Raw genomic sequence first — 21,438 nt, 5'->3', positions numbered from 1 at the left:
AACAGAAGCTAATCAGACGCATCTTCAGAAATTTCGAGCTTTTTCATACGGTAGCGTAAAGAACGAAAGGTGGTTCCTAATAATTCAGCTGCTTGGGTTTTGTTCCAGCCAGTTTGTTTGAGTGCTGTGATAATCAGCTGCTTTTCTTGTTCCTGCAAATAATGCTCTAACCCTTGAGGCGGTAATTGACCGTCGAACAATTCTTGTAAACCTGATATGTCTTTAGAGGTTTCTTGTTGGGCGGTGGAGTCAAGGAGCGACTCTTCATCATGAGTACTTGCTACGTTGGTTGACGAACTGTCATTACTAGCTGACGAATGCTGCACCATTGAGGGGTAGTGATTGGTGTTAGTGCGATAAGGATGTAAATTAGTCGCTCTTTGCTTAACCTGCGCCGTTGTATTATTGCTAGATTGAATAGCTTGCTCACCGCTCTTTATTGATTGGGCTGTAGATTGAACGTCTATTTGATTTTCTACGTTACGGGTAGGTAGCTCAGAGCTATCGATAGCTGAGCTATGATTTTGCTCTTGTGTATTTACAAGCTCAGGTTCAATGTCAGGAAGGCCTAAATGACTAACGTCTATATATGAAGTTTCAGCTAACGTAACAGCACGCTCCAATAAGTTGCGTAGCTCACGGACATTACCCGCAAAATCGTGGCATTGTAAGCGTTCACAGGCTTCCGGCGTCAATGACGGCGGTGACTCTAATTGCCAGTCATCAGCAATCATCGCCAAAAAGTGGTCTGCTAATACAGGAATATCATCACGGCGTGCATTAAGCGTTGGAAGCTTTAGCTCAATGACATTGATGCGATAATATAAATCTTGTCGAAATGCACCATCTTGTACCAATTGGCTCAGGTCTTTGTGAGTGGCAGACAAAATGCGGATGTCTACTGGAACTTCTTTTGTATCACCAATTGCCCTTACTGTTTTTTCTTGAATGGCACGTAACAATTTAACCTGCATGGCTAAAGGTAAATCTGCTACTTCATCTAAAAACAATGTGCCGCCATTAGCTTGCTGAAACAATCCTTGTTTATCAGCGACAGCCCCTGTAAAGCTGCCTTTTTTATGACCAAAAAACTCCGACTCCATTAACTCCGATGGTATCGCACCGCAGTTCACTGGTACAAAGCTGCCGTCACGCCGTGGACTTAAATCATGGATCAATCTGGCGACCACTTCTTTACCTGTGCCAGAAGCGCCCGATAAAAACACAGGTGCCTGTGAGCGTGCTAGCTTTAAAATAGTGTTTTTAAGGGGATGCATGACAGCAGAATTACCAATCAATCTACTATCTAACATTTTTTGTTCAGGAGAGCATTCCGGTGCGGCCTGTACTTCGTTATCTTGATGAATAACTTTTAGGGCATTCTCTACCAGTTGGCGTAAACGTGGTAGTTCTAGCGGTTTATTGACAAAATCAAAGGCACCAAGTTTTAATGCTTCAATAGCTAAATCCATACTGCCATGAGCCGTGATCACTGCTATTGGAATATTAGAGCTATTGCTAATTTCTTTTACCAGCTCCAGTCCAGAGCCATCTGGTAGTTTTAAATCCGTCAGACAAAAATCGTAGTCATTGTCTTGCCAAAACGTTCTTGCTTGCGACAATGTATAAGCCACATCACTTTTGATACCCATTTTAGTTAGGGTAATTTGCATCAATCGACATAAATCTACTTCATCATCGACGACTAGCGCGGTTGTTGTCATACATCATCTCATCGTATTTTATGGCTATAAAATCAATAGCTGGGTCTAAATGGGTGTAATAGCTTTTAAAGGGCAAATTTAGGTAAGATTTTCTTCGATAGTTTGAAATTTATTATCAGATTTAATAGAAGGTACAATTAACCGAAAACATGTTTTCTCATGTTCAGGAATGTAGAGTAAACGCGCTTGATTGGCTTCACAAAATGCTTGTGATAAATAGAGCCCCAGTCCTGTACCGGCTTTATCTGTTGTAAAAAACGGATCAAACAAAAGTTCTAAATTTCCAGCACTAACACCATTACCATTATCTAATATATCGATTATAACATCGTTGTCTGCGCAGTAAATGTCGATTTCCACATAAGCGTGGGGATGAGCATAGCTGCTATAACGCAAGCCATTGTTGATTAGGTTGATTAATATCTGCTCTAACTGATGAGTATCAAATGATATGATGGGTTTGGTTTTGATTCGTAGAAAAATGTCGTGTCCTTGAAAGTAATTCTCCAAAAACGATGGCATCCATTCAGCCAATTCGAGCACCTGCTGGGTAGCCGTCTGCTGACGAGACAGCTTTAAAATATCCTCAATGATACGGTTTACACGTTTTGTCTGTGAAAATATCATCTCATAAAGCTCATGGTTGCCGGTTATGGCAGTATTCGATTCACTTGTTGATGCACTGTCATCTTCCATTTGTTCTGCAACATCTTCCATTAATAGCTGACTGGCTTGCGATATCGCTGCTAATGGGTTTCTGATTTCATGGGCAATACTGGCAGTTAATTGCCCTAAAGAAGCCAGTTTCAACTGTTGAGCACTGGCTTGCTCACGGCGTAAGTCTTCTAATATGACAAGTTTGCTATCGTCTTTTAGTGGAATAATCTGTACGCGTAATTTGCCAAATATTGAGGCATTTGCCACAGCTGGCACATCGTAGGTAAAAGCGCGTGACTGCCCAGATGCTACCGACAAGCAGGCATTAAACAACTGTGAATGCTGTTCATTGAGTTGCTGCTCAAAATTAGAGAGAAGTGCTTTGCTATGAGTCTCTTTCACATCTTCAAGGGTATTCTGTGCTGTGACAGGCGTGACAAGTGATAGACTCAGCAACTGATGTGCGGCAAGATTTGCTAAGACAACATGTTGCTTATCGATAACGATAACACCATTCACCATCTGCGTGATAACCTCTTGATTAATCACGTTGAGTCGCTCAACTTCCTTAGCATGGTTTGCCGCGACCTTTTCAAGCTGTACCAATCGCTGAGAGATAGACCAACTCAAACCGCCCACTGCTAAGAAGCTCGCTGACATCAGTAGCGCATCGCCTAGATTAGCTAAACTCATGCTATTAGCAATAGCGTAAAAAAATTGCTGATAAATAACGAGAATGATGGCAAGTAAAGTAATAACCAATGCTTGCGAGCCATGTAGTAGCATAAAGCTGGCCGCGACGACCACCATGTATAGCATGGTTAACTGCAAATCAGGGTTACCTGTCGTGTAGAGCAGCAGACTTAATATAATAACGTCTAAGGCCAGTCCGAATGCCAGTTGGCGGCGCATATGTTTTCTAACAACATAAAATAGCCCAAGCAATATCAAGCTTAACAGGACGTAGAAGCTTAGAGTCGTTTGTTGCAAAAAACTCGGTAAAGACGCGCTATCACCAGTACGAGCAGAGATGTATAGCATGAGCATAGAAAACAGGCTGACGACGAAACGATAACTGCTATAGATCAGCCCCAACTTACGCAACTGCGGCAGAGGAAGCGTATCGTCATGATGAACATAACGAGTAATGGCAGAACTAAGGTTGGTAGCAGGGTTCATAAACTGGCCGTAATAGAATAAACGCTAAATGATTTATGGTTGAATCAGACCATGACGAATGGCCAAATGAGTTAATTTAACATCACTATCAACCCCAACCTTTTCATAGATACGGTAGCGATACGTATTAATGGTCTTGACGCTAACAAACAATTGATCGGCTATTTGCTGAGGGCTCTGACAATTGACAACCATCATGGCCACTTGTTTTTCTCTGTCACTCAATAAGTCAAAAGGTGAGTTTGCGTTATCAGACAATAAAACATCTGCTAACTGTTCAGCCACATCCTGACTGAAGTAACGACCTCCTTGATAAATCTTTTTGACCGCACGTATCATTTCATCAAGTGGCGTGCCTTTGGTGATGTAACCATTAACACCTGCTTTAATCAGCATTGAGGGATAGGGCTGTGCAGACATACTACTGACCGCCAAAATCTTAATACCCATGTCGAGTTGTATCAGACGTTTGGTTGCTTCAAGCCCGCCAATATTCGGCATATTGACGTCTAGCAAAATCACATCAGGATGTAATTGTTTGGCCTGTTTGATAGCCATGTCACCGCTGTCTGCTTCACCTACCACTTCGATATCGGGGCTGTCTGACAACATACGGCTAATACCCATCCGTACCAAATCATGATCATCTACCACTAATACTTTAATCATAACCATACTCTTTATTGATTGTCAGAATGAACGCTTTATTAGGTCCAGATAGTATAAAAAACAAATATATTTCAACCATTATTCTTATCTTTGTGTATTCAAAATACCGCTAATTAATATAACAAAATACGAGTAATCATAACATTCGAAGTTAAATTATATTGCTGCAGTGTGAATTGATGTTTCTATAATATAAATTGGTTGTAGCAAAGTTTGAATGAAGCCAAAAAAAACCACTAAATCAGTTTGATAGATTAAACTTAAATGTAAACCATGATACACTAAAAATACAAAAGCTCTATGTGAGTACTTACAAACACATCTATAAACGCTACGTACGTTTTTGGCGTCAGACAATATGTAACTGGCGTAATAGCGACAGCAGGAGGCATAATGAAGCAACTACCATTAACCAAACAGCAATTGATCGCTGCTATGATTTCATTGAGTTTGGGCAGTGTTGCACAAGCCGCACTTACAATTAATGGTAGCACTGACACTGCCTCTAGTGCACGCCTGAGTTGGGGCGGCGCTGATAGCTTGTCTGAAGCCCGCAACATTATGTACAAGTCTAATGGCTCTGCTATTAAGAAAGTCGATAATGGCTATGGTACTACCAATATTACAAATACTAATAGTTTTGCGAGTAGTAATAACACCAATAGTGCTCGCTACAATACTACTTATCGTGGGGCTTTCGGTAGCAGTGATATGATTCCGATTAGCACCGATTCACGTAGTGTTGCGGTGATTGATGCTGAAACAGGCGAATCTATCTACGAAAAAGATGCTGATATCGCGCGCCCAATGGCTAGTATTACTAAGGTTATGACGGCTATGGTCGTGTTGGATGCTGGCCTTGATATGCGTGAAGAAATCACGCTTGATCCAGAAGATTTCGTTGGTCCAAAGCGTGCAAGCTCACGTTTGAAATCAGGTGATCGTTTAAACCGTGCTGAGATGCTATTGATGGCGTTGATGAAGTCTGAAAATCCAGCGGCGAAGAGTCTGGCACGTAACTACCCAGGTGGCTATGATGCCTTTATGCGTGCGATGAATCGTAAAGCGCAAGACTTAGGTATGAATACGGCATTTTTTGGCGATCCAACTGGACTTGATAAGCGCAACGTAGCTTCTTCAAAAGATTTGGTCAAAATGGTACGTGCCGCTGGTAACTATGATGTGATTCGTCGTTTCTCTACCACTAAGAGCTATGACTTTTTTGTCTCAAATTACTCAAGTGGTAACCGTACCTATAAAGCCAGTAATACTAGCACGTTGGTCCGTGACGGCAGCTATCCAATCGGTATCTCTAAGACAGGCTTTATCAATGAAGCCGGACGTTGTGTTGTAATGGAAACTCGGGTCAATAACCGTCCTGCGATTATCGTTATCTTAGGGGCAAACAGCTCAGCAACACGTTGGGGCGATGCTAAAAATATCTTAAATAGTTTGGCTACACGCCGTACAGTGTAAGTTTGCTATTCTAAATATATAAAAAAGCTGTTATATCATATAACGGCTTTTTTATTGTTTTGAATTTAAGAATTAAGGATACACGCTATGGGTCATTCACCATTCTCCTCAGTTATGCCTAAGCTATATTTATTGACCAACGACGATGAGTTCGAGCTGTTGTATCAAAAGCTAGAAGCAGCCTTATCGACAGGATTGATTGCGTTATTACAAATTCGTCGTAAACAAGTTCTTAGCCTGCCTGATGGAGCTTTGAAGCTTTTTGATGAGTCGCAAAAAATCGTTGAATTAGCTAAAATGTACAACGTGCCAGTTGTTATTAATGATGACGTGAAGTTGGCCGAAAAGCTTGGCGTTGGGGTACATCTTGGTCAAACAGACGGCAGTATCGGTGATGCTCTACAGTCTCTTTTACCGCATCAAATAATTGGTCGTACCTGCCATGGTGATGTAGCACTGATTAAAGAAGCAAAAAACGACGGTGCAAGTTATGCTGCGATGGGTGCTGTATTTACTTCTACAACTAAGCCAAATGCTAATATCATTTCACGTCAGCAGCTTGTGGAAGGGTGTCAGCAAGGTATACCAATCTGTGTGATAGGGGGGTTAACCGCAGAAAATGTTTCAGAATTAGTAGATTTGCCCATTGCGCTTGTAGCAGTAGTCGGGGATATCATGGACTTGCCAGTAGCAAACATAGCGCAGCGTTGTCATGAATGGCAGCAGGCATTTTCTAAATGGAAAATACCTACTTGAAGTACTCTTCTTAGAGAGGTTTTGGAGTAGCAATAGTCTTACAATAGAATATTAATATGACAGCGCTACTCAGCGTGTTCCATACATAAGGTGGCATAGGGTAGCGCTTCTAAGCGTTGCTCTTCGATTGACTCGCCGCAAACTTCGCACTCGCCATAAGTACCATTTTCAATTCGACTCAATGCATTTTCGACATAGATTAAGCTTTGACGTGCCTCGCTCATCAAATTTTTGCGCATGTCGTTTTGACGATAGGATATAGCCTGATCTTCCCAATGTTCATTGAGATCATCTTGTGGATTTTGAATGTGATCTTCTATCTTATCAATTCGAGATTCGTACTCATCTTTTAATTTCAATAGGTTTTGTTTCGCAGTGTGTAAGTTGATGCTCATTATTTTCTCCTAATGGATTATTTTTATTGTCAATGTTTCTATCATAAAGAGCTTGACTGCTGAGTACCACCACGAAATGTTACGGTTTATTGACTATGCTTAAAGCTAGCAACGGCAATTGTTGTCATCGAATAATGGTCTGAGAATATAGACTAAATATTTTAAACATGCTGAAATTTGTGACAGGTTGCTTGTGAGACTGCGCTAGAAAACTGGTAGAATACACCGCCGCTAAATTCTGCTTACTTCATCGACCTATTAGAGTGGTTTGATAAGTGTAAGAGCCAAGCGTTAAAAAACATTAAAAAGTGATAAAGCTGATAGTGACTATATAGCACGGGTATAAAATAGCTTGGCTATATGGCAGGCGAGCGAGAGTGCTACAAAATAGTGGATTGATCGAGCTTAGCACTGAATCTGATTTATATAGAGCGGACTATAATAGTCATATCAGTAACGACAGTAATCGCAAATTAACAGATATATTGATGCATAGGAGCAGGTGATGAATTTTTTGCGTATGAGTGAGTTGAACTTAACGGATAAAGTGGTCTTAATCCGAGAAGATTTAAATGTGCCTATTAAAGACGGTAAGGTCGCGAGCGATGCGCGCTTGCAAGCCAGTCTTCCTACCATCAAAATGGCGCTCGAAAAAGGCGCTGCGGTAATTGTTTGCTCACATTTAGGCCGCCCAACAGAAGGCAGTCCTGAAGCTGTATATTCATTGGCACCAGTTGCTGACTATTTGACGGACAAATTAAGCTCGCAATTATCGACACCTGTACGTCTTAATAGTGATTACCTTACCCAAGGTGCCAATGTAAAATCTGGTGAAGTGGTTCTATTAGAAAATGTACGCTTTAATGACGGTGAAAAGAAAAACGATGCCACGCTAGCGAAAAAGTATGCTGATTTATGCGATGTGTTTGTGATGGATGCTTTTGGTACAGCGCACCGTGCACAGGCATCAACAGAAGGCGTTACGCAAGCGATGCGTCAAGCAGACAAAACTGTGTGTGCAGGGCCATTGTTAGCCGCTGAACTTGATGCTTTGAGCCTAGCGCTTGAAACGCCAGCACAGCCAATGCTCGCTATCGTTGGTGGGTCAAAAGTGTCTACCAAATTAGAAGTGCTACACAGCTTGGCTGAAGTTTGCACGCAAATTATTGTTGGTGGCGGTATTGCTAATACTTTCTTAGCAGCACAAGGTCACAGTGTTGGCGCCTCATTGTACGAAGCAGACTTGCTTGATACTGCACGTGACATTATGACCAAGACTGAAATTCTACTGCCTGAGTACGTCGTAGTCGCTGATAAAAACGACATCGATTTTGCTGACTTTACTGGCTCATTGCAAAAAGCCACCGCAACGATCAAATCAGTTGAGGCGATTGGTGACAATGACATGATATTGGATATCGCACCAGAAAGCGCAAAGCGACTTGCAGCTGCCATTATTAATGCAAAAACCATCTTGTGGAATGGTCCAGTGGGTGTATTTGAGGTCGATGCTTTCGGGCAAGGCACACAGATATTAGCTACTGCTGTAAGAGACAGCGATGGTTTCTCTATCGCGGGCGGCGGTGATACGTTAGCGGCTATCGATAAATATCAAGTTGCTGATGGTGTGAGCTATATGTCAACAGGTGGCGGTGCGTTTTTAGAGTTTGTTGAAGGTAAAGTACTTCCGGCAGTCGCTGCTCTGCAAATAGATGCCTAACTAATTAACGATACTCTGTAGCTTAGTAACATTAGACGTACAACTAACTTTAAATAACTAAGGTAGTCTGTAAAAATAATATTTTGGCTGTTGATTTACTTGTTTTTATTAGCATAAGTAAGTGCAATAGCCATCGATTATTATTAAGCAGTAATTATTTATTTATATACTGAAAATTATTATTGCATGTCTGATTCGCACTCTATAAAATAGCGCGACCATGTATTTTGACATGCATTATTTACGAGAGGTTTATTATGTTAAAACGTCATTTATTACTTGCTAGCGTACTTGCTGGTACCTTTGCAATCACTGCATGTAGCCAACAAACAGAAGAAAACACTGAAGCTGCTGTTGAATCTGCTGGCGATGATGCTGCTGCAAACGCTGATGCTGCTGCCGCTGAAACAGACGCTGCTGCTGCTGAAGCTGAAGCTGCTGCTCAAGACGCTGGTACTGAAGTTGCCGAAGGCGCTGACACTGCTGGTGCAGCTGCGACAGACGCTCTAGAAAACACTGGCGATGCTATTGCTGAAAGCACTAACACAGCGGTTGAAAATACTGCTGAAGCTGTTGCTGATGGCGCTAACGCTGTTGCTGATGGCGCAAATGATGTTGCAGTTGATGCAGAGCAACAGTACTAAGCTACGCGATAACTAAGCACTATAATGACTGATTTGCTGGTATGCTATTGATTAATAGATACTCATCGGTAAATAATTTCTAAAAAGAGTCATTGCTTTATAAGCCTCAAAATACTAGAAAAGCCTTGGTGATTGCCAAGGCTTTTTGCGTTATATGTCATTGTGGCAGTTTATAAAGTGACAGTTTATAAAAGTTAAATTGATATTAAGAGACGGTATAGACTGACAAATAGTCGGTCAACCGCTACGAAGACAGAACAATTTTTGCTATAATCACCGCGTGGTAATCATATCCAATATCATTCAGACTTTCACTAGCCTATATACGGTCAGTATGGTCGAATATACAGTGAAATGATTGCTATTAAGCTGTTTTTTAAAATACTATTCAAAATCCAATCAGAGAGTGTCTTATGGCCCTAATATCCTTACGTCAACTTCTAGATCATGCCGCTGAACACAGCTATGGTGTTCCTGCCTTTAACGTCAATAACTTAGAGCAAATGCGTGCAATCATGATGGCTGCGGATGCTTGTGATTCACCTGTTATTGTCCAAGCCAGTGCAGGCGCACGTAACTATGCAGGGTCAGCATTTTTGCGTCATTTGATTATCGCTGCGATCGAAGAATGGCCACATATTCCAGTGGTAATGCATCAAGATCACGGTATGTCACCAGCTATTTGCCAACGCTCAATCCAATTAGGTTTCTCATCAGTGATGATGGACGGCTCACTTGGTGAAGATGGCAAAACGCCAATGGATTATGACTACAATGCTAGCGTCACGCGCGAAGTTGTTAAGATGGCTCATGCTTGCGGCGTCTCTGTAGAGGGCGAAATCGGTTGCCTAGGTAGTCTTGAAACTGGTATGGCTGGCGAAGAAGATGGCTCTGGCGCTGAAGGTGTGCTAGATCATGAGCAACTATTGACCAGTGCTGATGAAGCTGAGCAGTTTGTAAAAGATACCAATGTCGATGCGTTAGCGATTGCTATCGGTACTAGCCATGGTGCCTATAAGTTCACACGTCCACCGACAGGCGATATCTTATCTATTGAGCGTGTAAAAGAGATTCATGCCCGTATTCCTAATACCCACCTTGTCATGCACGGTTCTTCATCAGTGCCACAAGAATGGCTAAAAGTTATTAATGAAAATGGCGGTGATATCGGCGAAACTTATGGCGTGCCAGTTGAACAAATTGTTGAAGCGATCAAACATGGTGTGCGTAAAGTAAATATCGATACGGATTTACGTCTGGCATCAACTGGTGCTATCCGCGAATTCCTTGCGAAAAATCCAAGTGAATTTGATCCACGCAAGTACTTCAAAGCGTCTATGGTAGCGATGTCAGATATCTGTACCAATCGTTTTGAAGCGTTCGGCTCTGCAGGTCAAGCACATAAAATTCGTCCAACCAGTCTTGAAGGTATGGTAAATTTTTACCAATAAGACTGTGTTGTAGAACGTAGTTGTTAATCATGAAGTAGCAGCTGATTTTATAATATTTTACATAAGAGGTCGTAAATAATGATTGGATTGATTACCGGACAGGTGCAGTACTTGATGGCACCGACTGCTTGTATCATGACGACCTCTGGTGTGGGTTATGATATCGAACTGCCATTGCCTTCATTTTGCCAGTTACAGCTTAACGAACAAGCCAGCATTTGGACACATTTCCATGTTCGCGAAGATGCACAGTTGCTCTACGGCTTCATCGATCGAAAAGAACGCGATGTCTTTCGCCAATTAATTAAAATTAACGGGGTTGGTGCAAAAATGGCCTTGGCTATGCTGTCTGCAATGTCAGCAGCTGAGTTAAAAATGCATGTTGAGCAAGAGTCGGAGATGGCATTAACTCGTATCCCAGGTATCGGTAAAAAGACAGCGCAACGTTTATTGATTGAGCTAAAAGACAAGTTAAAGAATATCGACGTTGATAGTGGCTCGTTTGAATTGACACCTCAGGAAACTACGATTTCTCACGAAGGCAGTATCATCGCTGAAGTGGAAGGCGCGTTGATTAGCTTGGGCTACAAAGAAAAAGAAGCTCAGCTGGCGATTAAAGCTGCTAAGAGTAAAGGAGATACTTTTGCTGATACTCAAGGTCTGTTAAAAGCTACTTTACAGCAACTATCTGGCTTTTAATTCATATTAACTAGCCGTCTATCGATGACAACCACATAATGTATTAAATTAATAAGCGACATTAAATGTCGCTTATTTTCGTTTTAGTACTCGCTTAATGAGGTTTTGCATGACTTATGCGCAGCGTTTGGTTATGCTATTTGTTAACTAATTTTTTAATACAATGATAAATTCTATGACGCAAGATCGTTTAATTAATCCGCTAGAAGGCGCAAGTGATGCTCCTGATGCCAATATCCGACCAGCATTATTGGCCGAGTATATTGGTCAGCCGGTGGTACGTGAGCAGATGGAAGTGTTCATCGGTGCTGCTCGTGGCCGTGACGAAGCGCTAGATCACACACTTATATTTGGTCCACCGGGTCTGGGCAAGACGACCCTCGCCAATATTATCGCTCGTGAAATGGGTGGTAATTTACGTTCTACTTCAGGGCCTGTGCTTGAGCGCCCAGGAGATTTGGCGGCCATGCTGACTAATCTAGAAGCGGGTGACGTACTATTTATTGATGAAATTCACCGTCTAAGCTCGGTCATTGAAGAGATACTTTATCCAGCGATGGAAGATTTCCAATTAGATATTATGATTGGTGAAGGGCCTGCTGCGCGTTCTATCAAGCTTGATTTGCCACCGTTTACCTTGGTAGCAGCAACGACGAGAGCAGGACTGTTAACCTCACCACTACGTGACCGTTTTGGGATTGTACAGCGCCTTGAGTTTTACAACATTGCTGATCTAACGACGATTGTCAGTCGCGCAGCACGTCTAATGCGCGTACCAATGAGTGAAGATGGCGCTGTAGAGATTGCGCGCCGTGCACGTGGTACACCAAGGATTGCTAACCGCCTATTACGCCGCGTGCGTGACTATGCCGAGGTAAGAGGCGATGGTAGTATTAATGGCGCGATTGCAGGTAGTGCGTTAGATATGTTGGCAGTGGATAGACGCGGTCTTGATCATTTAGACAGACGCTATATCGAAATATTGCATGAGCGCTTTGATGGTGGTCCTGCTGGTGTTGAAGCAGTGGCAGCAGCGATGGCTGAAGACCGGGGTACACTTGAGGACGTAATTGAGCCGTATCTGATTCAACAAGGTTATGTGCTGCGTACTGCTCGTGGCCGCGTACTGACACAGATGGCAATCGACCAGATGTTATAGTATTCAATATAAAAAATGCGCCTGCTTTTGATGAGAAGTAGGCGCATTTTTTGTTTAAGTCTAAAATTGTGAAAAATTTTCTGAACTGATTGGTTAAAAATAAATCTGACTTCTAAGCTAAAATTCTCCAAACAACTACCAAGACAGCCAGTATATAAAATATAGGTGATAGCCAGCCGATAACTTGCGTAGCGATAGCAATAAAAATAGCAAACCCTGCGAGTGCTAACCAATCACGACGACGGTCATTTAGCATGTCAGCGCGAATCTGTTGTATTTCACGTAGTTGACTGTCTTGGCGAGAGCCCTGTGAGGCAAGGCTTTGTAGACCTTGATCTAATAGTTTAGGAATATCAGTAGTAGACAAAAGCATTTCAGGCAGTTGTTGGCGCAGTTGCTGTAGGTTACGCATAGGATCTAACTGCTCTTTAATCCAACCGCTTAGAATTGGTTTGGCAAGTGACCAAATGTCCAGATTAGGATATAAATCACGACCGAGTCCTTCCACATGGACCAAAGTTTTTAGCAGAAGCATCAGCTGCGGTGGGATACTCATATGGTGTCTACGCGCAATGTCCAAAATCTGCATCAGTACGCCCGCAAAGTCGATATCATCGATTGATTTTTGTAGCATAGGACCGACGGTACGTTTCATATCACGCATCAGGGCATGCTTATCAGCATTTGGTGGTATCCAACCTGCACGACTGACGATATCAACCACAGCGGTAAAGTTATTGTTCATTACGGCAAGTAACATCCGTGCCACGATGAGCTGATCGTCTTTTGATAAAGTGCCCATGATGGCGCAATCAAGCCCGATATAACGTGGTTCATGACCTAAATCAACTGCTGCCATACCTGCATGTAGAGTTTGCACAGGTGGCGTCTCTACAAACACATTGCCTGGATGCATATCAGCATGAAAGAAGTTATCACGGAAGACCTGAGTAAAAAATATCGTTAGGCCTTTTTCTGCAAGCGCTGCACGGTCATAACCTAACTGATCAAACATCTCAACTTGTGAGATAGGGACACCTTGGATACGCTCCATGACCATCACGTTTTTGGCAGCATCATAAACTTCAGGCACATACATCAATGCTGAACCCAAGAAGTTATTACGCATCTGAGTAGTATTATCAGCCTCAAGCGTCAAATCGAGCTCATTGAGCATGACTTGCCGATAGTCTTCGACAATATCAATAATATGAATGGCACGTGCCGCTTCAATACGTGCAGATGCCCAACTTGCCAATTCCCGCAATAGTTCAAAGTCAGAAACAATCACAGTGCGAATATCGGGGCGAACCACTTTTACCACGACTTCACGCCCATCATGTAGGGCAGCTGTGTGAACTTGGGCGATAGAAGCGGCCGCTAGTGGTTTGATATCAAACCGGGCAAACAAGGTCTCAATAGATTGGCCAAGACCATGCTTAGGATGCTGAATTTGAGCGACAGCAATATCAGCGTCAAAAGGCTTAACTTTGTCCTGCAATTGAATCAACTGAGCGATAATCTCAGGTGGTACCAAGTCGCGACGCGTTGAGAGTAACTGGCCTAATTTCAGGAACAGCGTACCCATCTCCTCAAGTGCATACTTAATCGCATTCGGTTGGTGCTTCTTGCCCCATGCTGCTGGATGCATGCGAATTAATCGCGCCAAAGGTTGCAGCTGCGGTGCTTCTTCGATAGAAAAATGGGTATCAAGGCGATACATTGCGGCGATACGCCAAAGCTCAAGTAGACGAGCGCGGTGCGATAATAGCATGAGGTTAGGTACTCTAAACAAAGACGAAAATGGGGTAAGCGCTGCGCATAATCATAAATAGTGCCATCGGTAATAGCGTTTATTTATGATTGATGTGGTCGACTATTGATGAAACGAGTTATTAAGAAACTGTGCTTGCTCTTCTTTGATAGCAGCAAGTTTGGCTTCTTCCCGTTCGATGTCAGCACGTAATTTTAACAGTTGCTGTTTCAGATCATTTACTTCTGCCACCTCGATAGGATCAGGTGTGCTATTGCCAGCCACTTCATTGGCCCAATCACTAACGTCATCAAAAGCACGTTTGGCACTATGACGCCAGCTACCTTTGAGCTGAGAGATAAGAAGGTGTAACTGGCTAGCCATTGGTTTACCAATAAACGGCTCAAGCTGTCCAGCCACGTCAGGATCAAATCCTGCAACCAGTTGTTTGAGCTGCATTAGCACTTTGTAATCGCCAGCAATTGGCAAGTTACCTTCAGCGCCACGCATCAGATTGAGCAATTGAGCGGCATTGTCTACGGTGATGGTGCAGTCTGGACGACTGTGACCAAAACGTGCGCGTTCCATGCTGGCTTTTTGGCGCTCACTCATCTGGCCACTTGGCTCAAACACGCTATCCGTCGTGACCGGCTCAAAGCGCAAACGCTCTTGAGTAAACAAGATATCTAAATGAATTTCAGGCAGTCCCATATTAAGACGTAACACCTTACCTGCAAGCGGCGCTAAACCTGCTTTGGTAATCTCATCACTAGCAATGGCAATGTTAATTAGCTTTTCGGCACCAGCTAATAGAAGGACAGTCAGCATAAGGCTCTCGCATCGTTAAGTGAGCGCCTTCGCATTAGCTGCATCAGCGCATCGTGTGTTCGTGTTAGGTTCAATATGGTCTATTAAATGTAATGGTTTTGCCAATCTTATTCTATCATTACGCTTTAAATCCGCGATGGACAGCTACGATGCCAGCAGTCAAGTTATGATAATCACAGTTTTCAAACCCAGCTTGTTGCATCATCTGCTTAAGTGTCTGTTGATCAGGATGCATACGAATTGACTCAGCCAAATACTGATAACTTTCAGCATCATTAGCAATCAGCTTACCCATCACTGGCAGTGCGGTAAATGAATACAAATCATAGGCTTTAGATAGTGGCTCAAATACTGGCTTTGAGAATTCCAAAATCAATAGACGACCGCCTGGCTTTAGGACGCGATACATAGATTTTAGCGCGGCATCTTTGTCTGTGACGTTACGCAAACCAAAGCTAATGGTGACCAAATCAAAGCTTTCGTCATCAAAAGGGGCCAACGTTTCAGCGTTCGCCAATACAAAATCGACGTTGTTACAACCAGCATTGATCAAGCGCTCACGGCCCACTTCTAACATCGCAGCATTGATATCAGATAGTACCACGTGGCCATTTCTACCGACTTCACGGCTAAATACTTTGGCCAAATCGCCCGTACCACCAGCGATATCAAGGACATGCTGACCAGCACGTACGCCTGATAGACTAATCGCATAGCGTTTCCACAGACGATGAATACCGAATGACATCAAGTCATTCATGATGTCGTATTTTTTGGCAACAGAAGTGAATACGTCAGCCACACGTGCTTGTTTTTCTGCTTTATTGACGGTCTTATAGCCAAAATGCGTTTGCTCGTTGCCGTCTGTTTCAGGCGTGTGCGGATTATTGATATCATCACGCTGATTGAATAGCGTTTGTTTTATTGTTTGCTCTGAAGGGTTTGTGCGAGTCGTTTGATCGTTGTTTGGCATAGTAGTTTGTTGGCCTTGCGGCGTCCCAGTTGGTAAATCTTGAACTTTAGTAAAGTCGCTATTGTCATCACTAGCAACGCTATTATTCTTGCTCGGCACGACATTGGTTGTTTGGTTACGTAATATCTGCGCACTAATCTGCTGATTATGAGCAATACTGTCTTTTACCAGTTTGTCTTGCAAATGACCATTGGTTGTTGTGGCTTGATTAGAAGGAGCGCTGCTATCTTTTGAATTATCAGTCATCATGTTGTCCTAGAATTTATTTTTATGATTGTCTTTATCGTATGATTGTCTTTATCGGAAGAAATCGTTAAATAGTAAGCGTCAATTGGCTATTCAACATATTGACCTTATGATACACCAAACGCTACTGGCTTACTGCCATTATCCGTATCATGAACCTGATCAATAATGGACAGTTCACGCTTGCAGAACGGCTCGATAAAATCACTGACGCTGCTCAGAGGTTTCATGGCCTTAAAGCCTGTATCAATAAAATCATAAAGCGGCTGGTAGCCATGACGATAGGCTGTACTTTTTGCTAGTGCAAAGGCTTTTTTGAGCATAAACGAATTTAGATGTTTGTCCGTGCGATAGCAGACGTCTTTTAGATTGGCAATCTGAACTCGGCGCTCGTCTTCTTCATCGACAGTACGATAGGCAGTTAGCATGTTCTCTTCGTTTACCGGCAAATCTTGAGCGAGTAACCATTGGGCTAAATGCAGATCTAGCTCAATAGCAAAAATCGCTGCTTGGATACCCATACTACCAGCCTCTAGAGCTGACTCTTTAGCAAGACGTTCTAGCTTTTTCGCTTTTGGCAGAATACGTGCTAACTGCTCTGCTAATAACTTGAACTCTTCGCCGCCATACAGTTGGGTGAGAAAGTAATCTGCCATTAGTTGGTTTTTAGGTTGTTCAAATAGCTCACGATGCGTCTGCTGGAGACGAGCTTGTTGCCATGATTGTACTTCTTTGAGCTTAGCATTTAATTCATCATCTTGGTGATGAGGCATCGCCCAAAAACGTGTTAAATGCTGTTGTAAATCAGCTAAAGCGGTCATGGCAGTAGATCCTGTAGAAGTAAATAGGGTAATCAAATTTGAGTATGGTTGTTTTAAATATGGTGGTTCAGGGTTATAAGGTTTTCAACAACTGTTCTATCCTATACCCAAAATTGTGTTCACCTTAAAAGAAAATAATTAAGAATACAAATACCAATCTGTTACACAGCAATATTATTTACTCGATTGGTGCAGTGCTATGATTAAATGAGATAAAAATGAGTGATGAGGTCGAAATATGGAAAGTTGTCCTATTAATAGCTATCCCATAAGTCATTCAACGGTAAAGCAGCCCAACAACAATAATAGCGAGTGTAATCATGTCTCAAAAAAATGATACTACTGAACCAAAAGCACCACAAGCGGTAAGTACACAATTTAGTGAGCAAGTTGTGGAGCAGCGTCTAAAGCCCAATCCTTTAAGTCAGTTTTCACTGGATGAGGATTCGCTTAGATTGGCATTGGTAACAGCTCAGTATGCTTTAAAAGCCACTCGCCAGCAAACGCCGCCGACCCTCAACAAGCCAACAGGTCTATTGGTGCTAGTTAATGGAATGGAGCAAGCAGGTAAAGGTACCGCCGTTAAGCAGTTACGGCAATGGGTAGATCCCAGGCTGCTTAAAGTTGAGGCAACCATTGGTCATTCGCCATTGAGTTATCAACCCATTTGGCAAGCGCATACTAGCGCAATGCCACGCCATGGTGATGTCATGGTGTATTTTGGCAACTGGTATGCTGATTTATTATACAACGTCATGCGACTAGCGACATCTGATAGTGAAAACCTTGAAGCATTATCAAATGATAAAGGTCAAAAAGATAAAAATCCGCTTCCTATCGATCAGTGGCAAGACTATCTACAGCAGCAGTTAAATACACTAAAAGCATTTGAAAAAGATCTCAGTGCCAATCAAACCAAATTATTAAAATGCTGGTTTCATGTTGATATCGAAACGTTACACAGTCGCTTAAAGGATGATGAAGCAGATCCGCAGTTTCTGTATCAAATTGACTGGCATAATAAGCAAGTCATCGAAAAGTTTAATGAGGTGGCTGCGACCTTGCTGCGTCAACAGGATGATTGGGTCATCATTGATGGTGACGATAAGTTAGAGGCCGCTGATAACTTTTGTCACTTGGTGCTACATGCGATGCAAACCGCGCTAGCAAGTAGCCAAACAGATAGCAATGACAATGACAACGACAATGACAAGAAAACTTCAAAAAACCATTCCCAGTCCGAAAAACTGGAACTTAATTCAGATACTAAACAAAAACAGTTTGAGCCTGTGTCGATACCTAAGCAGCTGACGTCTATTAAAGATAAAAAAATCAGTAAGTCCGACTATCGTGAGGCGTTGGCGGAGAAGCAAGCGCGGCTTGCTGAGTTGCTACGTGCCCGTCAAGGTCGGCATGTGGTGTTTGCCTTTGAAGGGATGGACGCTGCGGGAAAGGGCGGTGCGATCAAAAGGTTGGTCGCACCGCTAGATCCTCGCGAGTATCAAATCTATAATATTGGCGCGCCGATGTTGTATGAAACTCAGCATCCTTACTTGTGGCGATTCTGGACGCGATTGCCTGACGAACAAACGAACCGTATTAGCCGTATCGCTATTTTCGATCGTACGTGGTATGGACGCGTGCTGGTTGAGCGTATTGAAGGATTTGCGTCTATTGATGAATGGCAACGAGCATATGATGAAATCAATCGTTTTGAGGCGGATTTGGCAGCAGCAGGAACGTTGGTTATCAAATATTGGTTAGCGATTGATAAAAAAGAGCAGCTTAAACGGTTTGAAGATCGTCAAGAAACACCGCATAAGCAATTTAAACTGACAGATGATGACTGGCGTAACCGTGATAAATGGTCAGACTATGTGCAGTCTGCAGCAGATATGCTGGCACGCACGGATACAACAACAGCGCCATGGTGTGTTATTGCGACCAACGAAAAGCGTCAGGCGCGTTTGGACGTGTTAGATCATGCTATCGAGCAGTTGTCTGCATTTACTGAAAGCAAATAATTGTTAGAAATGATTGAAGTTTAAGGACTGTCATAGATTTATATAACTGTATTTTTCACGTATTTTCTAAATAGGATGGCTCGAAACATATTCGAGCCACCCTGTCTTTTACAGAGTGTAGTCTTGTCCGTATACACTCGCAGTTACAAATCTCGCAATATCATCATGCATTATGTGCTCATATTTAATATAATAGAGCGCGAAACAGCTTCTGCTAAATAATAATTTTAATTTAGTAAACAACGTGTTTTGGTTATTTAGTATAGATAACTTAATAATTACGACAAAAATTGTTACAATAGCTGTTAGTAGTACCACAAATATCGCTAAGAAATATATAAGCCGCAAGATGCTGTAATCAGACGATTTGGCAACATTACTTGCGGCTTTGTGACATGTTGAAGGATGTACTTTTCCTTTCGTTATAGTCGGTTTAAGACCTTCTAACCGCATGTTATATATTTTCTATTGCTACTTCATTAGATGCTGCAACAAGCACTGTGAGTAGCAGCGCAGTATTATCAACCTCATATAATTTTAATCAGCTTACGCAGGACGTACTAACGTATGGGTATTAGCAGCAGTTCTACAGAGTCAGTCAAGCCAGTTGGCTCTATGAGAATAAATCTATTTTTTGCCATTTTACTGATTGCGATGACTTCCTACTTTTTGTGGTGGGGTTTAGATTACACCATGCGTCAGCAAACGACGCTATTCATCGTGGCGACCGCTTTTGGTGTCTTTATGGCATTCAATATCGGTGGTAACGATGTCGCCAACTCATTTGGTACTTCGGTGGGTGCAGGGACGTTGACTATCCCGCAAGCATTGGGTATTGCCGCGATATTTGAAGTATCGGGGGCAGTCCTTGCAGGCGGGGAGGTTACTGATACGATTCGAAGCGGCATCGTCGATCTAGATGGTCTATCAGTGACGCCCAATCAGTTCATTTATGTCATGCTCTCCGCATTGGTTGCAGCAGCATTTTGGCTGTTATTTGCGACCAAAAAAGGTCTGCCTGTTTCGACCACTCACTCCATTATTGGCGGTGTGATTGGTAGCTCCATTGTTTTAGGTATCACGTTAGGTGGTACGGACATGGCGCTATCAACAGTAGACTGGGGAACAGTTGGAACCATCGCTATTTCTTGGGTGTTGTCGCCGCTACTAGGTGGCGTGTTGTCTTATCTTTTATATGGACAAATCAAGAAAAACATCATTGAATATAACGATAAAACCGAAGCTTATATTGCGACGCTAAAAGGCAATAAAAAAGTCTTAAAGCAAAACCATAAAGAGTTTTTGGATGGTTTGACAGAGTCTGAGCAATTGGCCTATACGTCAGCGATGTTACGTGATCAGGAAATCTATAAAGATGACGATTGTAACGTTGAAGATTTAGAAACTGATTACTACAAAAAGCTTTATGATATTGAGAATGAGCGTAGTAGCCTTGATACTCTAAAAGCACTTAAGCAATGGGTACCTATCATTGCTGCCGCAGGTGGTGCGGTGATGACTTCTCTAGTCGTCTTTAAAGGTCTAAAAAATGTTAATAGCGGCCTGACCACACTACAGGGCTTCTTGATTATGGGTATGATAGCGGCGCTAGTATGGTTAGCGACCTATATCTATACCAAGAGTATCCGCGGTAAGCACAAAGAAGATTTGACCAAAGCGACGTTCATTATGTTTAGCTGGATGCAGGTCTTTACCGCGTCAGCTTTTGCCTTTAGTCATGGTTCAAACGATATTGCCAACGCGGTTGGTCCTTTTGCCGCCATTATGGATGTGATTCGTACCAATAGTATCGCTACTGAAGCTGCTGTACCACCTGCTGTCATGCTGACTTTTGGTGTGGCACTAATCGTTGGTCTTTGGTTCATTGGTAAAGAAGTGATTCAAACTGTTGGTACCAATCTAGCGAAAATGCATCCAGCTTCAGGATTCTCAGCTGAGCTAGCGGCGGCGGCAGTTGTGATGGGCGCATCGACTATGGGTCTGCCTGTATCAAGTACTCACACGCTAGTAGGCGCGGTACTGGGTATCGGTATCGTCAACAGAGATACTAACTGGAAGCTTATGAAACCAATTGGTTTGGCTTGGATTGTGACACTGCCTGCAGCGGCTACTATGTCTGCTATAAGTTATCTCGTATTAAGCAATATTTTTTAATGCGCTGTTTTTATCAGCGAATTATCATAATTGAGTTTGAATAAACTAGGTTTAACGCAATAAAAAACGCTTATCAGCATCATGCCGAT

The 21,438-nt window shown here is 42.6% G+C and carries 17 protein-coding genes; 9 read left to right on the top strand and 8 right to left on the bottom strand.

The annotated features are described in order from the left end of the window. Positions 1 to 8: 8 nt before the first annotated feature. The 3 genes from ACHEVO_RS02710 to ACHEVO_RS02700 form a co-directional block, all read right to left on the bottom strand. Positions 9 to 1,724, bottom strand: coding sequence for a sigma 54-interacting transcriptional regulator (locus ACHEVO_RS02710; RefSeq protein ID WP_394123800.1), 1,716 nt, complete (start codon positions 1,722 to 1,724; stop codon positions 9 to 11). Positions 1,725 to 1,802: 78 nt separating this feature from the next. Beyond that, positions 1,803 to 3,560 (bottom strand): sensor histidine kinase, encoded by a 1,758-nt coding sequence (locus ACHEVO_RS02705; protein ID WP_341609673.1) that lies wholly within the window; start codon positions 3,558 to 3,560, stop codon positions 1,803 to 1,805. 33 nt (positions 3,561 to 3,593) lie between these two features. Next, positions 3,594 to 4,229 carry a response regulator gene (locus tag ACHEVO_RS02700; RefSeq protein ID WP_101206382.1) on the bottom strand — a complete coding sequence of 212 codons (636 nt, stop codon included), beginning with the start codon at positions 4,227 to 4,229 and terminating at the stop codon, positions 3,594 to 3,596. Between the two features lie 393 nt (positions 4,230 to 4,622). Here ACHEVO_RS02700 and ACHEVO_RS02695 point away from each other — a divergent pair, with 393 nt between their 5' ends. Next, the gene (locus ACHEVO_RS02695) at positions 4,623 to 5,705 is read left to right on the top strand and encodes a serine hydrolase (protein WP_057760963.1); all 1,083 of its coding nucleotides are present in this window, start codon (positions 4,623 to 4,625) and stop codon (positions 5,703 to 5,705) included. An 87-nt stretch (positions 5,706 to 5,792) separates the two neighbouring features. Beyond that, the gene (locus ACHEVO_RS02690) at positions 5,793 to 6,461 is read left to right on the top strand and encodes a thiamine phosphate synthase (protein WP_394123799.1); all 669 of its coding nucleotides are present in this window, start codon (positions 5,793 to 5,795) and stop codon (positions 6,459 to 6,461) included. Positions 6,462 to 6,526: 65 nt separating this feature from the next. Here ACHEVO_RS02690 and ACHEVO_RS02685 read toward each other — a convergent pair whose 3' ends face one another. Continuing rightward, positions 6,527 to 6,856 carry a TraR/DksA family transcriptional regulator gene (locus ACHEVO_RS02685; protein ID WP_379544796.1) on the bottom strand — a complete coding sequence of 110 codons (330 nt, stop codon included), beginning with the start codon at positions 6,854 to 6,856 and terminating at the stop codon, positions 6,527 to 6,529. A gap of 505 nt (positions 6,857 to 7,361) precedes the next feature. On the opposite strand from ACHEVO_RS02685, the gene ACHEVO_RS02680 reads away from it, so the two are divergent. The 5 genes from ACHEVO_RS02680 (at position 7,362) to ruvB (ending at position 12,529) form a co-directional block, all read left to right on the top strand. Next, a complete protein-coding gene (locus ACHEVO_RS02680; protein ID WP_394123798.1) occupies positions 7,362 to 8,576 on the top strand; it encodes a phosphoglycerate kinase in 1,215 nt (404 codons plus the stop codon). Between the two features lie 257 nt (positions 8,577 to 8,833). Next, the gene (locus ACHEVO_RS02675; RefSeq protein ID WP_201567361.1) at positions 8,834 to 9,220 is read left to right on the top strand and encodes a hypothetical protein; all 387 of its coding nucleotides are present in this window, start codon (positions 8,834 to 8,836) and stop codon (positions 9,218 to 9,220) included. A 413-nt stretch (positions 9,221 to 9,633) separates the two neighbouring features. Beyond that, on the top strand, positions 9,634 to 10,671 hold the full coding sequence (fba, locus tag ACHEVO_RS02670) for a class II fructose-bisphosphate aldolase (RefSeq protein WP_057760953.1): 1,038 nt from the start codon (positions 9,634 to 9,636) through the stop codon (positions 10,669 to 10,671). A gap of 78 nt (positions 10,672 to 10,749) precedes the next feature. After that, positions 10,750 to 11,370: a Holliday junction branch migration protein RuvA gene (gene ruvA, locus ACHEVO_RS02665; RefSeq protein ID WP_102090462.1), complete on the top strand. Its 621-nt coding sequence runs from the start codon at positions 10,750 to 10,752 to the stop codon at positions 11,368 to 11,370. 175 nt (positions 11,371 to 11,545) lie between these two features. Then, complete coding sequence (ruvB, locus tag ACHEVO_RS02660; RefSeq protein WP_057760949.1) at positions 11,546 to 12,529, top strand: Holliday junction branch migration DNA helicase RuvB; 984 nt, start codon at positions 11,546 to 11,548, stop codon at positions 12,527 to 12,529. Positions 12,530 to 12,641: 112 nt separating this feature from the next. Here ruvB and ACHEVO_RS02655 read toward each other — a convergent pair whose 3' ends face one another. From ACHEVO_RS02655 to ACHEVO_RS02640, 4 genes are all read right to left on the bottom strand, one after another. Further along, the gene (locus tag ACHEVO_RS02655; RefSeq protein WP_394123797.1) at positions 12,642 to 14,303 is read right to left on the bottom strand and encodes an ABC1 kinase family protein; all 1,662 of its coding nucleotides are present in this window, start codon (positions 14,301 to 14,303) and stop codon (positions 12,642 to 12,644) included. A gap of 102 nt (positions 14,304 to 14,405) precedes the next feature. Then, positions 14,406 to 15,110, bottom strand: coding sequence for a ubiquinone biosynthesis accessory factor UbiJ (locus tag ACHEVO_RS02650; protein WP_394123796.1), 705 nt, complete (start codon positions 15,108 to 15,110; stop codon positions 14,406 to 14,408). A gap of 118 nt (positions 15,111 to 15,228) precedes the next feature. After that, positions 15,229 to 16,332 (bottom strand): bifunctional demethylmenaquinone methyltransferase/2-methoxy-6-polyprenyl-1,4-benzoquinol methylase UbiE, encoded by a 1,104-nt coding sequence (gene ubiE, locus ACHEVO_RS02645; protein WP_394123795.1) that lies wholly within the window; start codon positions 16,330 to 16,332, stop codon positions 15,229 to 15,231. Positions 16,333 to 16,436: 104 nt separating this feature from the next. Continuing rightward, complete coding sequence (locus ACHEVO_RS02640) at positions 16,437 to 17,150, bottom strand: FFLEELY motif protein (RefSeq protein ID WP_394123794.1); 714 nt, start codon at positions 17,148 to 17,150, stop codon at positions 16,437 to 16,439. Positions 17,151 to 17,470: 320 nt separating this feature from the next. On the opposite strand from ACHEVO_RS02640, the gene ACHEVO_RS02635 reads away from it, so the two are divergent. Beyond that, on the top strand, positions 17,471 to 19,174 hold the full coding sequence (locus ACHEVO_RS02635) for an ATPase (protein ID WP_394123793.1): 1,704 nt from the start codon (positions 17,471 to 17,473) through the stop codon (positions 19,172 to 19,174). A 567-nt stretch (positions 19,175 to 19,741) separates the two neighbouring features. After that, positions 19,742 to 21,349: an inorganic phosphate transporter gene (locus tag ACHEVO_RS02630; RefSeq protein WP_290176460.1), complete on the top strand. Its 1,608-nt coding sequence runs from the start codon at positions 19,742 to 19,744 to the stop codon at positions 21,347 to 21,349. Positions 21,350 to 21,438 lie beyond the last annotated feature (89 nt).

It is taken from the genome of Psychrobacter nivimaris (assembly GCF_043419765.1).
Classification (GTDB): domain Bacteria; phylum Pseudomonadota; class Gammaproteobacteria; order Pseudomonadales; family Moraxellaceae; genus Psychrobacter.
The sequence above is the reverse complement of the archived record's forward strand: the minus strand, read 5'-3'. Positions and strand labels throughout refer to the sequence as shown.

Bases quoted from the DNA above. Each gene is read 5' to 3' on its own strand.
- ACHEVO_RS02710 (WP_394123800.1), bottom strand. From the start codon at position 1,724: ATGACAACAACCGCGCTAGTCGTCGATGATGAAGTAGATTTATGTCGA.
- ACHEVO_RS02705 (WP_341609673.1), bottom strand. From the start codon at position 3,560: ATGAACCCTGCTACCAACCTTAGTTCTGCCATTACTCGTTATGTTCAT.
- ACHEVO_RS02700 (WP_101206382.1), bottom strand. From the start codon at position 4,229: ATGATTAAAGTATTAGTGGTAGATGATCATGATTTGGTACGGATGGGT.
- ACHEVO_RS02695 (WP_057760963.1), top strand. From the start codon at position 4,623: ATGAAGCAACTACCATTAACCAAACAGCAATTGATCGCTGCTATGATT.
- ACHEVO_RS02690 (WP_394123799.1), top strand. From the start codon at position 5,793: ATGGGTCATTCACCATTCTCCTCAGTTATGCCTAAGCTATATTTATTG.
- ACHEVO_RS02685 (WP_379544796.1), bottom strand. From the start codon at position 6,856: ATGAGCATCAACTTACACACTGCGAAACAAAACCTATTGAAATTAAAA.
- ACHEVO_RS02680 (WP_394123798.1), top strand. From the start codon at position 7,362: ATGAATTTTTTGCGTATGAGTGAGTTGAACTTAACGGATAAAGTGGTC.
- ACHEVO_RS02675 (WP_201567361.1), top strand. From the start codon at position 8,834: ATGTTAAAACGTCATTTATTACTTGCTAGCGTACTTGCTGGTACCTTT.
- fba (WP_057760953.1), top strand. From the start codon at position 9,634: ATGGCCCTAATATCCTTACGTCAACTTCTAGATCATGCCGCTGAACAC.
- ruvA (WP_102090462.1), top strand. From the start codon at position 10,750: ATGATTGGATTGATTACCGGACAGGTGCAGTACTTGATGGCACCGACT.
- ruvB (WP_057760949.1), top strand. From the start codon at position 11,546: ATGACGCAAGATCGTTTAATTAATCCGCTAGAAGGCGCAAGTGATGCT.
- ACHEVO_RS02655 (WP_394123797.1), bottom strand. From the start codon at position 14,303: ATGCTATTATCGCACCGCGCTCGTCTACTTGAGCTTTGGCGTATCGCC.
- ACHEVO_RS02650 (WP_394123796.1), bottom strand. From the start codon at position 15,110: ATGCTGACTGTCCTTCTATTAGCTGGTGCCGAAAAGCTAATTAACATT.
- ubiE (WP_394123795.1), bottom strand. From the start codon at position 16,332: ATGATGACTGATAATTCAAAAGATAGCAGCGCTCCTTCTAATCAAGCC.
- ACHEVO_RS02640 (WP_394123794.1), bottom strand. From the start codon at position 17,150: ATGACCGCTTTAGCTGATTTACAACAGCATTTAACACGTTTTTGGGCG.
- ACHEVO_RS02635 (WP_394123793.1), top strand. From the start codon at position 17,471: ATGTCTCAAAAAAATGATACTACTGAACCAAAAGCACCACAAGCGGTA.
- ACHEVO_RS02630 (WP_290176460.1), top strand. From the start codon at position 19,742: ATGGGTATTAGCAGCAGTTCTACAGAGTCAGTCAAGCCAGTTGGCTCT.